Below are 13,070 nucleotides of genomic sequence, written 5' to 3' on the forward strand. Positions count from 1 at the left end.
TATCCCGTCAACCGGCCGCCCCCGCCATGCGCTGCGCGATCTCGTCGGCCAGGCACTCGGGGCATCGGCAGCGCGCGCCGGCCGCGGGCGGCGTGCCGCCGGGCGGCACCGGCATCGACGCGCACCAGCAGTCGAACGGCTGCGTGCCGGCGCCGCAGTCGAAGCCGCGGCCGCAGTGCGGGCAGCGCGCACGGCGCGGGGCGGAACGGGCGTCGGCGGCGGAATCGGTCATGGCGCAATCGCGGAAACGGGCGGGACATCGCCCCACGCGACAAGCATAGCGCGGCGGAAGGATTTTGCACGCCGGCCGCCTGGCCGAGGTTCGTCGCAAACGCGCGCGCGCCGGCCCGCCGGCGCCACCCGCGCGGTGCCGCCCGAATCGCGCCGCGCCATAGCCGGCGGGGCCGCCGCGTGCGCTGCCGCGTCGCGCCGCCCGTGTTCCGGCCGGCCCAAAAACCCGATGCTGCGCTGCGCCACTCCTGTACAATTCGCCCTGTTTCAACCGTTCCCAGCCAGAGCCGCCGCCATGTCCGAGCCCATCGACCTCTCGCAGATCGCCCCCACGCTGAAAGCAGAAATCCTCGCGGAGGCGCTGCCGTACATCCGCCGTTACCACGGCAAGACCGTGGTGATCAAATACGGCGGCAACGCGATGACGGAAGAGCGGCTCAAGCAAGGCTTCGCGCGCGACGTGATCCTGCTGAAACTGGTCGGCATCAACCCGGTGATCGTCCACGGCGGCGGTCCGCAGATCGATCACGCGCTGAAGAAGATCGGCAAGGCCGGCACCTTCATCCAGGGCATGCGCGTCACCGACGAAGAGACGATGGAAGTCGTCGAATGGGTGCTGGGCGGCGAAGTGCAGCAGGACATCGTGATGCTGATCAACCACTTCGGCGGCCACGCGGTGGGCCTGACGGGCAAGGACGGCGGCCTGATCCACGCGCGCAAGCTGCTGATGCCGGACCGCGACAACCCGGGCCAGACCATCGACATCGGCCAGGTCGGCGAAGTCGAGGCGATCAACCCGGCGGTCGTGAAGGCGCTGCAGGACGACGCGTTCATCCCGGTCATCTCGCCAATCGGCCTCGGCCAGGACGGCCTGTCGTACAACATCAACGCGGATCTCGTCGCGGGCAAGCTGGCCACGGTGCTGAACGCCGAGAAGCTGCTGATGATGACCAACATCCCGGGCGTGATGGACAAGGACGGTAACCTGCTGACCGACCTGTCCGCCCGCGAGATCGACGCGCTGTTCGAGGACGGCACGATCTCCGGCGGCATGCTGCCGAAGATCTCGTCGGCGCTCGACGCGGCGAAGAGCGGCGTGAAGTCGGTGCACATCGTCGACGGCCGGATCGAGCACTCGGTGCTGCTGGAAATCCTGACCGAGCAGCCGTTCGGCACGATGATCCGCTCGCATTGAGCGCGCGCCGCCCCCCCTCCCCTACCGACCTGCCGGCGTCATTGCGACGCCGGCGCATCTCCCGCAGCCGGCCGCGCGCCGGCGCGCCCGTCTGGCTGTTCGATCTCGACAATACGCTGCACCACGCATCGCACGCGATCTTTCCCGAGATCAACCGTGCGATGACGCAATACATCATCGACGCGCTGCAGGTCGGGCACGCGGAAGCCGACCGCCTGCGCAACGGCTACACCGAGCGCTACGGCGCCGCGCTGCTCGGCCTCACGCGCCATCATCCGATCGATCCGCACGACTTCCTGCGCGTGGTCCACACGTTTTCCGACTTGCCCGCGATGGTACGCGCCGAGCGCGGCCTCGCGCGAATCGTCGCCGCGCTGCCGGGTCGCAAGTTCGTGCTGACCAATGCGCCGGAGAACTATGCGCGCGCGGTGCTGCGCGAGCTGGGCATCGAGCGGCTGTTCGAGCGCGTGATCGCGATCGAGCACATGCGCGACCGCCGCATGTGGCGCGCGAAGCCCGACCATGCGATGCTGCGCCGGACACTGCGCGCCGCGCATGTGCGGTTCGCCGACGCGATCCTCGTCGAGGATACGCGCAGCCACCTGAAGCGCTACAAGCGTCTGGGCATCGGCACGATATGGATCACCGGCCACCTGCCCGGCCATCTGCCGGCGACCGGACGCCCTCATTATGTCGACCAGCGCATTCGTTCGTTAAAATCGCTGCGACTGGGCACACGATCGGGGCGACAAAAATGCAGCCGACTTACCCGCAGGACCAAGCCGTAACGGAAGGCCAGGCCACACCCTCGCGCCCGCGCCCGAAGCCGGGCGAACGCCGCGTGATGATCCTGCAGACGCTCGCGGCGATGCTCGAGGCCCCGAAACCCGAGAAAATCACGACGGCCGCGCTCGCGGCGCGGCTCGATGTATCGGAAGCCGCGCTGTACCGGCACTTCGCCAGCAAGGCGAAGATGTACGAAGGGCTGATCGAGTTCATCGAGCAGGCGCTGTTCGGGCTCGTCAACCAGATCGTCGCGAAGGAGCCGAACGGCGTGCTGCAGGCCCGCACGATCGCGCTCACGATGCTCAATTTCGCCGCGAAGAACCCGGGGATGACGCGCGTGCTGACCGGCGAGGCGCTGGTCGGCGAGGACGAGCGGCTGACCGAGCGCGTGAACCAGTTGCTCGACCGGATCGAGGCGACCGTCAAGCAATGCCTGCGGGTTGCGCGTACGGAGGCGAATGCGCCACCGGACGGCGCGACGCCGTTCGTGCTGCCCGCCGACTACGATCCCGGCGCGCGGGCGAGCCTGCTCGTCAGTTATGTGATCGGCAGGTGGCATCGGTTCGCGAAGGGCGGGTTCCAGAAGCCGCCGGGCGAGCAGGCCGATGCGCATCTGCGGTTGATCCTGCAGTGACCGACGCGTGACGGTACGCCCGGCCACGCGCCCGAATCCGGGCTTCGCAATTTCCGCTATACTTTGCCGACTTGCCGCCCCCTTGGCGGCAGGTCGGAAGCGCGCCGATTTGCTGACTCGATTGCGGGCGCGCGAACCGGCCGGGGCCTTTGATGCGTCATGCGTCGTCCCCCGGCGGTTCACTACAAATGCGGCTAAAGAGGTCGTCAGCCGCGCACCTTCGCCTCCGCGCATCGCCGACACCGTTTAGCCGCCCAGTCATAAGGCGGAACGAATGGAATCGATCGGCATCGTCGCTCCACAGACCATGCACTTCGCCGAACCGCTGCGCTTGCAAAGCGGCAGTGTGCTCGGCAGCTATCAGCTCGTCGTCGAGACGTACGGCGAGCTCAACGCCGCACGCTCGAACGCGGTGCTCGTGTGCCACGCGCTGAACGCGTCGCACCACGTCGCCGGCGTCTACGCGGACGATCCGCGCAGCACCGGCTGGTGGGACAACCTGGTCGGCCCCGGCAAGCCGCTCGACACCAACCGCTTCTTCGTGATCGGCGTGAACAACCTCGGCTCGTGCTTCGGCTCGACCGGCCCGATGAGCATCGATCCGTCGACCGGCAAGCCGTACGGCGCGAAGTTCCCGGTCGTGACCGTCGAGGACTGGGTGCATGCGCAGGCGCGCGTGGCCGACGCGTTCGGCATCGAGCGCTTCGCCGCGGTGATGGGCGGCAGCCTCGGCGGCATGCAGGCGCTCGCGTGGAGCCTGATGTATCCGGAGCGCGTCGCGCACTGCATCGACATCGCGTCGACGCCGAAGCTGTCCGCGCAGAACATCGCGTTCAACGAAGTCGCGCGCTCGGCGATCCTGTCCGATCCCGATTTTCACGGCGGCGACTACTACGCGCACGGCGTGAAGCCGAAGCGCGGCCTGCGCGTCGCGCGGATGATCGGCCACATCACGTACCTGTCCGACGACGACATGGCCGAGAAATTCGGCCGCGCGCTGCGCCGTGCCGACGGCGCGCTCGACGCGTACAACTTCAGCTTCGACGTCGAGTTCGAGGTCGAGTCGTACCTGCGCTACCAGGGCGACAAGTTCGCCGACTACTTCGACGCGAACACGTACCTGCTGATCACGCGCGCGCTGGACTACTTCGATCCGGCAAAAGCATTCGACGGCAACCTGACGGCCGCGCTCGCGCGCACGCAGGCGAAATACCTGATCGCGAGCTTCTCGACCGACTGGCGCTTCGCGCCGGCGCGTTCGCGCGAGATCGTGAAGGCGCTGCTCGACAACAAGCGTACGGTCAGCTACGCGGAAATTGACGCACCGCACGGCCACGACGCATTCCTGCTCGACGACGCGCGCTATCACAACCTGATCCGCGCGTATTACGAACGAATCGCCAACGAGGTAGGAGCATGAACCAGCAAGCGCTGAATTCCCTGTCCGCGCGCGCGGACTTCCGCACGATCGCGCGCTGGGTCGAGCCGCGCTCGACCGTGCTCGACCTCGGCTGCGGCGACGGCTCGCTGCTCGCGCTGCTGATGGAAGAACTCGACGTCACCGGCTACGGGATCGAACTGAACGACGCGGGCGTGCTCGCGAGCGCGAAGAACGGCATCAACGTGATCCAGCAGAACCTCGAGGACGGCCTGCGCCTGTTCGAGGACCACAGCTTCGACATCGCGATCCTGTCGCAAACGCTGCAAACGATCCACCAGACGGCCGCGATCCTGCGCGAAACGGCGCGCGTCGGCCGCGAGTGCATCGTGTCGTTCCCGAACTTCGGCTACTGGTCGCACCGGCTGTCGGTGCTGAACGGCCGGATGCCGGTGTCGAAATCGCTGCCGTACCAATGGCACAACACGCCGAACGTGCGGGTGCTGACGATCGAGGATTTCGAGGCGCTGGCGCCCGAAGTGGGCGTCACGATCCTCGACCGCGTCGTGCTGCACGAAGGCCAGCCGATTCGATGGGGAGCGAACTGGCGTGGTAGTCTTGCTGTCTATCGCGTCAAGCGCAGCTGAGCCGGGGAGCCGTTGACGGAAGATCCGGCCCGCCCACGCGCGCGGCCGCCCCTCCTGCGCCGTGCGCGCCGTCTGCGCTGCCGCCGCCATCAGTCAACGCTACCCAGTTCCTGTCCATGTCGAAAACGCCACACGAGGCGCCCGCACTCACCGCTCACGAGGATCACCCCGGCTGGCGCGCCTATCTGAACACGCACATGCTGATCTGCGTGTTCCTCGGCTTCACGTCCGGCCTGCCCCTCTTCACGCTCGTCTACCTCGTGCAGGCATGGCTGCGCTCCGAGGGCGTGAACCTGAAGGAAATCGGCCTGTTCGCGCTGATCCAGTTCCCGTATACGTGGAAGTTCCTGTGGGCGCCGCTGATGGACCGCTACATCCCGCGCCTGCCCGGCTGGCGGCCGGGCCGCCGGCGCGGCTGGCTGCTGCTCACGCAACTGCTGGTCGCCGGTGCGATCGCCGCGCTCGGCTTCGTGTCGCCGCGCGACTCGATCTGGACGGTGGCCGCGCTCACGACGCTCGTCGCGTTCTTCGGCGCGAGCGCCGACATCGTGATCGATGCGTATCGCCGCGAACTGCTGCGCGACACCGAGCAAGGCCTCGGCAACGCGGTGCACGTGAACGCGTACAAGCTCGCCGCGCTGATCCCCGGGTCGCTCGCGCTGATCCTGTCCGACCACCTGCCGTGGGACGCCGTGTTCGCGATCACCGGCGCGTTCATGCTGCCGGGCATCCTGATGACGCTCGTCGTGCGCGAGCCGGAAGTGGTCGGCGCGCCGCCGCGCAACCTGCGCGACGCGATCGTGCTGCCGTTCCGCGAATTCATCCAGCGCGACGGCTGGGCCGGCGCGCTGTTCGTCATCGCGTTCATCTTCCTGTTCAAGATCGGCGACACGATGGCGACCACGCTGTCGACGTCGTTCTTCCTCGACATCGGCTTCACGCGCACCGAGATCGGCATCGTCGCGAAGACCACCGCGCTCGTCGCGAGCGTCGCCGGCGGCATCATCGGCGGCATCTGGCTCGTGAAGATCGGCATCGGCCGCGGGCTGTGGATCTTCGGCGCGCTGCAGATGGTGTCGACACTCGGCTTCGCGTGGCTCGCGCAGCTCGGCCCCGGCTCGCCGGTGCTCGCGGTGCTGTACGACTTCACCGTGTCGACGAGCCATGCGATCGCGTCCGCGCTGTCGGTGTTCGGCATCGCGGTCGCGCCGCAGTTCAGCCCGATGACGGTCGCGCTCGCGATCGTCTACGGCTTCGAAACCTTCACGACCGGCCTGACGATGGCCGCATTCGTCGCGTATATCGCGAGCACGACCGACCCGCGCTATACGGCCACGCAGTTCGCGCTGTTCACGAGCCTCGCGTCGGTGCCGCGCACGCTCGCGTCGGCCGCGAGCGGTTTCGTCGTCGCGAAGATCGGCTGGTACGACTATTTCATCGTGTGCACCGCACTCGCGATTCCCGGCATGCTGCTGCTGTTCAAGATCGCGCCGTGGAACGGCACCGCGCGCAACGGCGAGGCGAGCCGTGCGCGGTAACCGCCTGCATCGTCTCGCACACGCGGCGGCTGCGTTGAGCGTCGGCGCCGCGGCGGCGCTGGCCGCGACGGGCGCGCACGCGACCGACACCGGCGCGACCGCGCCAGGCTCCGCACCGGCTGCCGCGCAGGCCGCGCCGCCCGCTGCTGCAACCTCTGCCGCGCCGGTCCCCCCGTCCGCCGCCGAAGGCGCGCAGCCGACCGGCGCCGCGGCGCCGGCGAAGGCCTATACGCCGACGCCGCAGCAGGTCCGCTACGGCAACGCGATCGCGTTCCGCACGCTAATCCCGTCGCCGCTGCTCGAACAGCTCACCGCGAACGAATACGCGCAGATCGTGCAGACGGCCGCCGACAGCAACCGCCTGCTGAGCGCGAACCAGCCGCGCGTGAAACGCCTGCGCGCGATCGTCGCGAAGCTCGCGCCGTATTCGGTGAAGTGGAACGATCGCGTGAAAAGCTGGGCATGGGACGTGAACGTGATCCGCTCGCGCGACATCCGCCTGACCTGCCTGCCGGGCGGCAAGGTGCTCGTGTACGGCGGCATGCTCGACCGCGTGCGCCTGAACGACGACGAGCTCGGCGTGCTGCTCGCACACGGCATCGCGCATGCGCTGCGCGAACACGCGCGCAGCAACTTCGGCGTGACCTCGCAGACGTCGCTGCGCGCGGCCGCGCTGCCGCCGCTGTTCGGCGTCGGCGATCCGCTGCCGCAGGCGCTGAATCTCGGCGAGCGCCTGCAGTCGCTCCACTACGATCCGACCGACGAAACCGAAGCCGACGTGATCGGCGGCGACATCGCCGCACGCGCGGGCTTCGATCCGCGCGCGGCGATCACGCTGTGGGACAAGCTCGCGGTCGCGACGCGCGCGAACAAGGCGTCGGGCTTCATCTACACGCACCCGTACAGCGCGGCGCGCCGCCAGGATCTGCTGAACCGGCTGCCGGACCTGATGCCGCTGTACGCGAAGGCGACCGGCAAACGCGTCGAATCGCTGCCCGACTACGCAGGCATCAGCGCGCAGCGGCGCAAGATCGTGCGGCGCTGAGGCGCTGAGGCGCTGAGCCGTCGCGCGACGCCGGACGCTACGCGTGCGCGTCGGCCATCGCCGGGCGCACCCCGCTGTCACGCATCCAGCGCACTTCATCGCCGGGGCTGCGGCCGAACAGCCGTTTGAACTCGCGGCTGAACTGCGACGCGCTCGCATAGCCGACCCGCGCGGCCGCCGCGCCGGCGCCCACGCCGTCGCGCACCATCATCAACCGCGCCTGGTGCAGCCGCGCGGCCTTCACGTACTGCATCGGCGACGTCGCCGTCACGTGCTTGAACTGCGCGTGGAACACCGCGAGGCTCATCCCGGCTTCGCGCGCGAGCGTCTCGACGTCGAGATCGGCCCTCAGCTCCGCATGGATGCGCCGCAACGCCTTCGCGATGCGGCCGAAATGATGCTGCTGCACGAGCGCCGCGCGCATCGCGTCGCCCTGTTCGCCGGTCAGCACGCGATACGCGATCTCGCGCATGATCGCCGGCCCCAGCACGCGCGTGTCGTGCGGCGACGCGAGCGCTTCGAGCAGCCGCACGACCGCGTCGGCCAGCGGCGCGTCGAGCGGCGTCGAATAGACGCCGAGCGGCTCGCTGATCGCCGCGCCGAGCGTCTCGTCGAGCAGGATCGCGAGCTCGGCGATCACCGCGAGATCGACGCGGATCGAGATCGCGAGAAACGGCTCCTCCATGCTCGCGAACGTCTCGCATTCGAACGGCAGCGGCACCGACAGCACCAGGTACTGCTGCGCGTCGTACACGAACGAGCGGTCGCCGAGATAACCGAGCTTGCGCCCCTGGCACACGACGATGATGCTCGGTTCGTACAGCACGGGCATGCGCGGCGCGGGACGGCTCACGCGAAAAAAGCGCACGCCGTCGAGCGCCGCGAGCGTGTCGCCCTCGTTCGGCGCGAGGCGCGTGTGCAGCTCGATCATGCGGCGCTGCACGCGGTCGCCCGAGTCGGCAAAAAGGGGCTGGAAGCTCATCTGCGTGGTCCTGTCCGGCAAGAGAATCTGGCTCGCAATTTAGCACCTTGAACGCGTTTTGACGGTCGTTCGCGCGCAATTCGAGAGAAATAGGCAAACCTTCAAGACCTTCATGTATTTCGCCGCGGCGGTGCGCTCCTTACGATAGGCACCTGTCTCGCCGCATCGCCACATGGTGCGGCGGCAGTCCGTTTCACCGGATATTTTTCCGGACAAGGAGCCCATTGCATGAGCACAACCTATGCCTACGCGGCGACCGATGCGCAATCGCCGCTCGCCCCGTTCGAATTCCAGCGTCGCGCGCTGCGCGACCTCGACGTCCAGATCGACGTCCTCTACTGCGGCGTCTGCCACTCGGATCTTCACCAGGCCCGCAACGAATGGCGCAATACGATCTACCCGGTCGTGCCGGGCCATGAAATCGTCGGCCGCGTGACCGCGACCGGCCCGCAGGTGTCGCGCTTCAAGGTCGGCGAGCTGGTCGGCGTCGGCTGCCTCGTCGATTCGTGCCGCACCTGCGCGAGCTGCGAGGAAGGCCTCGAGCAGTATTGCGAGAACGGCTTCGTCGGCACCTACAACGGCCAGGACCGCGTGACGGGCGACATCACGTACGGCGGCTATTCGACGCAGCTCGTCGTCGACGAGGCGTTCGTGCTGCGCGTGCCGGACACGCTCGACCCGGCCGGCGCCGCGCCGCTGCTGTGCGCGGGGATCACGACCTACTCGCCGCTGCGGCAGTGGAACGTCGGCCCCGGCAAGAAGGTCGGCATCGTCGGTCTCGGCGGCCTCGGCCACATGGGCGTGAAGCTGGCGCGCGCGATGGGCGCGCACGTCGTGCTGTTCACGACGTCGCCGTCGAAGATCGAGGACGGCAAGCGGCTCGGCGCGCATGAAGTGGTGATCTCGAAGGACGAAGCGCAGATGAATGCGCACCTGAACAGCTTCGACTTCATCCTGAACACGGTCGCCGCGCAGCACGACCTGAACCCGTTCCTGCACCTGCTCAAGCGCGACGGCACGATGACGCTCGTCGGCGCGCCGGAGCACGACCATCCGTCGCCGCAGGTGTTCAACCTGATCTTCAAGCGCCGCCGCCTCGCGGGCTCGCTGATCGGCGGGATCGCTGAAACGCAGGAAATGCTCGACTTCTGCGCGGAACACGGGATCACGTCGGATATCGAAACGATTCCGATGCAGCAGATCAACGCCGCTTACGAGCGGATGCTGAAGAGCGACGTGAAGTACCGGTTCGTCGTGGATATGGCGTCGCTCAAGCAGTAAGCGTCGCGTCAAACGCCCCAAACGAAACGGGCCGCATGTTCGACATGCGGCCCGTTTTGCATCCTCGCGCCATCCGCCTAGGCGCCAGGCGCAGCCCCGCGCCTCACTTCGTGTAGTCGTAATCGATCGTCAGCGGCGCATGATCGCTGAACTTGATGTCCTTGAAGATCGATGTGCTTTTCGCGGTCCCGGCCACGCCCGGCGTCGCGATCTGGTAATCGATCCGCCACCCGACGTTCTTCGCGTACGCCTGGCCGCGGTTGCTCCACCATGTGTACTGCTCGGGGCGCTGATCGAGCGTGCGAAACACGTCGACGTAGCCGACGTCGTCGAACAGCTTCGTGAGCCACTCGCGCTCTTCCGGCAGGCAGCCCGAGTTCTTCTGGTTGCTCTTCCAGTTCTTGATGTCGATTTCCTTGTGGACGATGTTCACGTCGCCGCACAGGATCACCTCGCGCTTCTTCTTCAGCGCGGCGAGGTGCGGCATGAATTCGGCCATGAAGCGGTACTTCGCCTGCTGGCGCTCCTCGCCGCTCGAACCGGACGGCACGTACACCGACACGACCGACAGCTTGCCGTAGCGCGCCTCGACGTAGCGCCCTTCGGGATCGAACTCGCTGCTGCCGAAACCGATGATCACGTCATCGGGCTCGCGGCGGCTGTATACGCCCGCACCGCTGTAGCCCTTCTTCTCGGCGTGGTGGAAATAGCTCTTGAAGCCGTGCGGCTCGACGAATTCGGCCGGCAGGTCGTCGGCCGATACCTTGATTTCCTGCACGCATACGCAATCGGCGTTCTGTTCGCCGAGCCAGTCGAAGAAGCCCTTCTTCGCGGCGGAGCGGATGCCGTTCAGGTTGGCGGTAATCACTCGCATCATGTCGGGTTCCGTTCAGTTCGATGTTTTTACAGGGGAGCAGCTTAACGGATCTTCACGCCTTCGAGCTCGGGCTTCGGCGGCGGGAATTCCAGCTTCATGTCGGTCATCGTGCGCAGCAGCAACTCGGCGATCATCACGTTGCGGTGCGTCTTCGAATTCGCCGGGATCACGTACCACGGCGCATGCTCGGCCGACGTCGCGGCGAGCGCGTCGCGGTACGCGGACTGGTAAGCATCCCAGTGCTTGCGCGCGTCGAGATCGGAGATGTCGAATTTCCAGTGCTTGGTCGGGTCGTCGATGCGCGCCTGCAGCCGCGCGCGCTGCTCGTCCTTCGAGATGTGCAGGAAGCACTTGATGATGGTCGTGCCGTTCTCGGACAGCATCGTCTCGAAATCGCGGATCTGCCGGTAGCGGCGCTCGCACTCCTTGTCGCCGATCGCGCCGAGCACGCGCGGCACGAGGACGTCCTCGTAGTGGCTACGGTTGAAGATCGCGAGTTCGCCGGCCGCCGGCACCTGCGCATGCACGCGCCACAGGAAGTCGTGCGCGGCCTCGATCGGCGTCGGCGCCTTGAACGGCACGATGCGCAGGCCGAGCGGGTCGACCTCGCGGAACACCGCGCGCACGGTGCCGTCCTTGCCGCTGGTGTCCATGCCCTGCAGCACGAGCAGCACGCGCTTCTTCTGCTGCGTGTGCAGGCGCTCCTGCTGCACGTCGAGCTCGGTCGACACGACCGACAGCCGTTCGCGGTCGGCCTCCTTCGAACCGGACGAAAACGGCTTCGCGGCCGGGTCGAACGCATCGAGCTTGAATGCGGCGGCTTCCTTGTCGCGCGTGCTGTATGGCACGCGGAAATCGTCGAGCGACGGTTGTTTCGCCATTCGTTCCTCCGTTGGACGGTGCGATGCATACGATAACGCATCCACCAAACGCAACGGGCCGCCCCGAACTGGTTCGGAGCGGCCCGTCGTCAAGCGCGGTTCAGACGCGCGCGCATGCTCAGCCGAGCTTCTTCTTCAGCAGTTCGTTGACCTGCTGCGGATTGGCCTTGCCCTTGGTCGCCTTCATCGCCTGGCCGATCAGCGCGTTGAACGCCTTTTCCTTGCCCGCGCGGAATTCCTCGACCGACTTCGCGTTCGCCGCGAGCACTTCGTCGATGATCGCTTCCAGCGCGCCGGTGTCGGAGATCTGCTTCAGGCCCTTCGCGTCGATGATGCGGTCGGCCGCGCCGTCGTCGGTCGCCTTCTCGTCCCAGATCGTCGCGAAGATCTCCTTCGCGATCTTGTTCGAGATCGTGCCGTCGGCGATGCGCTGCAGCAACAGCGCGAGCTGCGCGGCCGACACCGGGATCGCGTCGATCTCGATGCCGTCGCGGTTCAGTTGCGACGACACGTCGCCCATCAGCCAGTTCGCGACGATCTTCGCGTTCGCCGCGCCGGCCTTCGCGACCACCGACTCGAAGTACGCGGCCATCGCCTTGCTCGACGTCAGCACGCCCGCGTCGTACGCGGACACGCCGTACTCGTCGACGAAGCGCTGCTGCATCGCGGCCGGCAGCTCGGGCATGCCCGACTGCACGCGCTCGACCCAGTCCTGGCCGATCACGAGCGGCATCAGGTCGGGGTCGGGGAAGTAGCGGTAATCGTGCGCGTCTTCCTTGCTGCGCATCGAACGCGTCTCGCGCTTGTCCGGATCGTAGAGGCGCGTTTCCTGCACGACTTCGCCGCCGTCCTCGATCAGCTCGATCTGACGACGCACTTCGTAGTTGATCGCTTCCTCGAGGAACCGGAACGAGTTCAGGTTCTTGATTTCCGCGCGCGTGCCGAACTTCTCCTGGCCGACCGGGCGCACCGACACGTTCGCGTCGCAGCGGAACGAGCCTTCCTGCATGTTGCCGTCGCAGATGCCGAGCCACACGACGAGCGCGTGCAGCGCCTTCGCATAGGCCACGGCCTCGGCCGCGCTGCGCATTTCCGGCTCGGTGACGATCTCGAGCAGCGGCGTGCCCGCGCGGTTCAGGTCGATCCCCGTCATCCCGGCGAAGTCTTCATGCAGCGACTTGCCCGCATCTTCCTCGAGGTGCGCGCGGGTCAGGTTGACCGTCTTCTCGTACGCTTCCTTGCCGGCCTTTTCGTTGGCCGGCACCTGGATCGTGATCTGGCCGCCCTGCACGACCGGAATCTCGTACTGGCTGATCTGATAGCCCTTCGGCAGATCGGGGTAGAAATAATTCTTGCGCGCGAAGATGCTCCGCGGCGCGATGGTCGAGCCGATCGCGAGGCCGAAGCGGATCGCCCGCTCGACCGCGCCGCGGTTCAGCACCGGCAGCACGCCCGGCAGCGCCAGGTCGACCGGGCACGCCTGCGTGTTCGGCTCGGCGCCGAACTGCGTCGATGCGCCCGAGAAAATCTTCGAGACGGTCGACAGTTGCGCGTGCGTCTCGAGACCGATAACGACTTCCCACTGAGTAGCCATA

The 13,070-nt window shown here is 67.2% G+C and carries 13 protein-coding genes; 8 read left to right on the forward strand and 5 right to left on the reverse strand.

Annotated features, from left to right (window positions below; genetic code table 11):
* Positions 1 to 7 precede the first annotated feature (7 nt).
* The gene (locus HWX14_RS29740; protein WP_175885869.1) at positions 8 to 232 is read right to left on the reverse strand and encodes a cysteine-rich CWC family protein; all 225 of its coding nucleotides are present in this window, start codon (positions 230 to 232) and stop codon (positions 8 to 10) included.
* Positions 233 to 526: 294 nt separating this feature from the next.
* Here HWX14_RS29740 and argB point away from each other — a divergent pair, with 294 nt between their 5' ends.
* The 7 genes from argB (at position 527) to HWX14_RS29775 (ending at position 7,454) form a co-directional block, all read left to right on the forward strand.
* Positions 527 to 1,426, forward strand: a complete 900-nt coding sequence (gene argB / locus HWX14_RS29745) for an acetylglutamate kinase (protein ID WP_175885870.1) — start codon at positions 527 to 529, stop codon at positions 1,424 to 1,426.
* Positions 1,423 to 2,214, forward strand: a complete 792-nt coding sequence (locus tag HWX14_RS29750; protein WP_175885871.1) for a pyrimidine 5'-nucleotidase — start codon at positions 1,423 to 1,425, stop codon at positions 2,212 to 2,214. The genes argB and HWX14_RS29750 overlap by 4 nt, the downstream gene beginning before the upstream one ends.
* Positions 2,181 to 2,846 (forward strand): nucleoid occlusion factor SlmA, encoded by a 666-nt coding sequence (slmA, locus tag HWX14_RS29755; RefSeq protein ID WP_175885872.1) that lies wholly within the window; start codon positions 2,181 to 2,183, stop codon positions 2,844 to 2,846. The genes HWX14_RS29750 and slmA overlap by 34 nt, the downstream gene beginning before the upstream one ends.
* 274 nt (positions 2,847 to 3,120) lie before the next feature.
* Positions 3,121 to 4,266, forward strand: a complete 1,146-nt coding sequence (locus HWX14_RS29760) for a homoserine O-acetyltransferase (protein ID WP_175885873.1) — start codon at positions 3,121 to 3,123, stop codon at positions 4,264 to 4,266.
* Complete coding sequence (gene metW, locus HWX14_RS29765) at positions 4,263 to 4,871, forward strand: methionine biosynthesis protein MetW (protein ID WP_175885874.1); 609 nt, start codon at positions 4,263 to 4,265, stop codon at positions 4,869 to 4,871. Before HWX14_RS29760 ends, metW begins: the two co-directional genes overlap by 4 nt.
* Positions 4,872 to 4,987: 116 nt before the next feature.
* Positions 4,988 to 6,409: an AmpG family muropeptide MFS transporter gene (locus HWX14_RS29770; protein WP_175885875.1), complete on the forward strand. Its 1,422-nt coding sequence runs from the start codon at positions 4,988 to 4,990 to the stop codon at positions 6,407 to 6,409.
* Positions 6,399 to 7,454, forward strand: coding sequence for a M48 family metallopeptidase (locus tag HWX14_RS29775; RefSeq protein WP_175885876.1), 1,056 nt, complete (start codon positions 6,399 to 6,401; stop codon positions 7,452 to 7,454). Before HWX14_RS29770 ends, HWX14_RS29775 begins: the two co-directional genes overlap by 11 nt.
* A gap of 37 nt (positions 7,455 to 7,491) precedes the next feature.
* On the opposite strand, the gene HWX14_RS29780 is transcribed toward HWX14_RS29775, so the two are convergent.
* The gene (locus HWX14_RS29780) at positions 7,492 to 8,436 is read right to left on the reverse strand and encodes an AraC family transcriptional regulator (protein WP_175885877.1); all 945 of its coding nucleotides are present in this window, start codon (positions 8,434 to 8,436) and stop codon (positions 7,492 to 7,494) included.
* Between the two features lie 228 nt (positions 8,437 to 8,664).
* On the opposite strand from HWX14_RS29780, the gene HWX14_RS29785 reads away from it, so the two are divergent.
* Positions 8,665 to 9,717 (forward strand): NAD(P)-dependent alcohol dehydrogenase, encoded by a 1,053-nt coding sequence (locus tag HWX14_RS29785; RefSeq protein ID WP_069618219.1) that lies wholly within the window; start codon positions 8,665 to 8,667, stop codon positions 9,715 to 9,717.
* A gap of 103 nt (positions 9,718 to 9,820) precedes the next feature.
* Here the strand turns inward: HWX14_RS29785 and HWX14_RS29790 are convergent, their stop codons facing one another.
* From HWX14_RS29790 to gatB, 3 genes are all read right to left on the reverse strand, one after another.
* Positions 9,821 to 10,594: an exodeoxyribonuclease III gene (locus HWX14_RS29790; protein ID WP_074802007.1), complete on the reverse strand. Its 774-nt coding sequence runs from the start codon at positions 10,592 to 10,594 to the stop codon at positions 9,821 to 9,823.
* Between the two features lie 41 nt (positions 10,595 to 10,635).
* Entirely contained in the window at positions 10,636 to 11,475 is an 840-nt protein-coding gene (locus HWX14_RS29795; protein ID WP_175885878.1) for a polyphosphate kinase 2 family protein, read from the reverse strand.
* A 118-nt stretch (positions 11,476 to 11,593) separates the two neighbouring features.
* Entirely contained in the window at positions 11,594 to 13,069 is a 1,476-nt protein-coding gene (gene gatB / locus HWX14_RS29800) for an Asp-tRNA(Asn)/Glu-tRNA(Gln) amidotransferase subunit GatB (protein ID WP_175885879.1), read from the reverse strand.
* Position 13,070: the final 1 nt, after the last annotated feature.

The sequence above is a fragment of the Burkholderia sp. BCC0044 genome (assembly GCF_902832955.1).
Lineage (GTDB): Bacteria > Pseudomonadota > Gammaproteobacteria > Burkholderiales > Burkholderiaceae > Burkholderia.

What these genes read in the sequence shown, in the direction of transcription:
- HWX14_RS29780 (WP_175885877.1), bottom strand. Translation starts at nt 8,436, where the DNA reads ATGAGCTTCCAGCCCCTTTTTGCCGACTCGGGCGACCGCGTGCAGCGC.
- slmA (WP_175885872.1), top strand. Translation starts at nt 2,181, where the DNA reads ATGCAGCCGACTTACCCGCAGGACCAAGCCGTAACGGAAGGCCAGGCC.
- HWX14_RS29770 (WP_175885875.1), top strand. Translation starts at nt 4,988, where the DNA reads ATGTCGAAAACGCCACACGAGGCGCCCGCACTCACCGCTCACGAGGAT.
- HWX14_RS29790 (WP_074802007.1), bottom strand. Translation starts at nt 10,594, where the DNA reads ATGATGCGAGTGATTACCGCCAACCTGAACGGCATCCGCTCCGCCGCG.
- HWX14_RS29785 (WP_069618219.1), top strand. Translation starts at nt 8,665, where the DNA reads ATGAGCACAACCTATGCCTACGCGGCGACCGATGCGCAATCGCCGCTC.
- HWX14_RS29760 (WP_175885873.1), top strand. Translation starts at nt 3,121, where the DNA reads ATGGAATCGATCGGCATCGTCGCTCCACAGACCATGCACTTCGCCGAA.
- metW (WP_175885874.1), top strand. Translation starts at nt 4,263, where the DNA reads ATGAACCAGCAAGCGCTGAATTCCCTGTCCGCGCGCGCGGACTTCCGC.
- argB (WP_175885870.1), top strand. Translation starts at nt 527, where the DNA reads ATGTCCGAGCCCATCGACCTCTCGCAGATCGCCCCCACGCTGAAAGCA.
- HWX14_RS29740 (WP_175885869.1), bottom strand. Translation starts at nt 232, where the DNA reads ATGACCGATTCCGCCGCCGACGCCCGTTCCGCCCCGCGCCGTGCGCGC.
- gatB (WP_175885879.1), bottom strand. Translation starts at nt 13,069, where the DNA reads ATGGCTACTCAGTGGGAAGTCGTTATCGGTCTCGAGACGCACGCGCAA.
- HWX14_RS29795 (WP_175885878.1), bottom strand. Translation starts at nt 11,475, where the DNA reads ATGGCGAAACAACCGTCGCTCGACGATTTCCGCGTGCCATACAGCACG.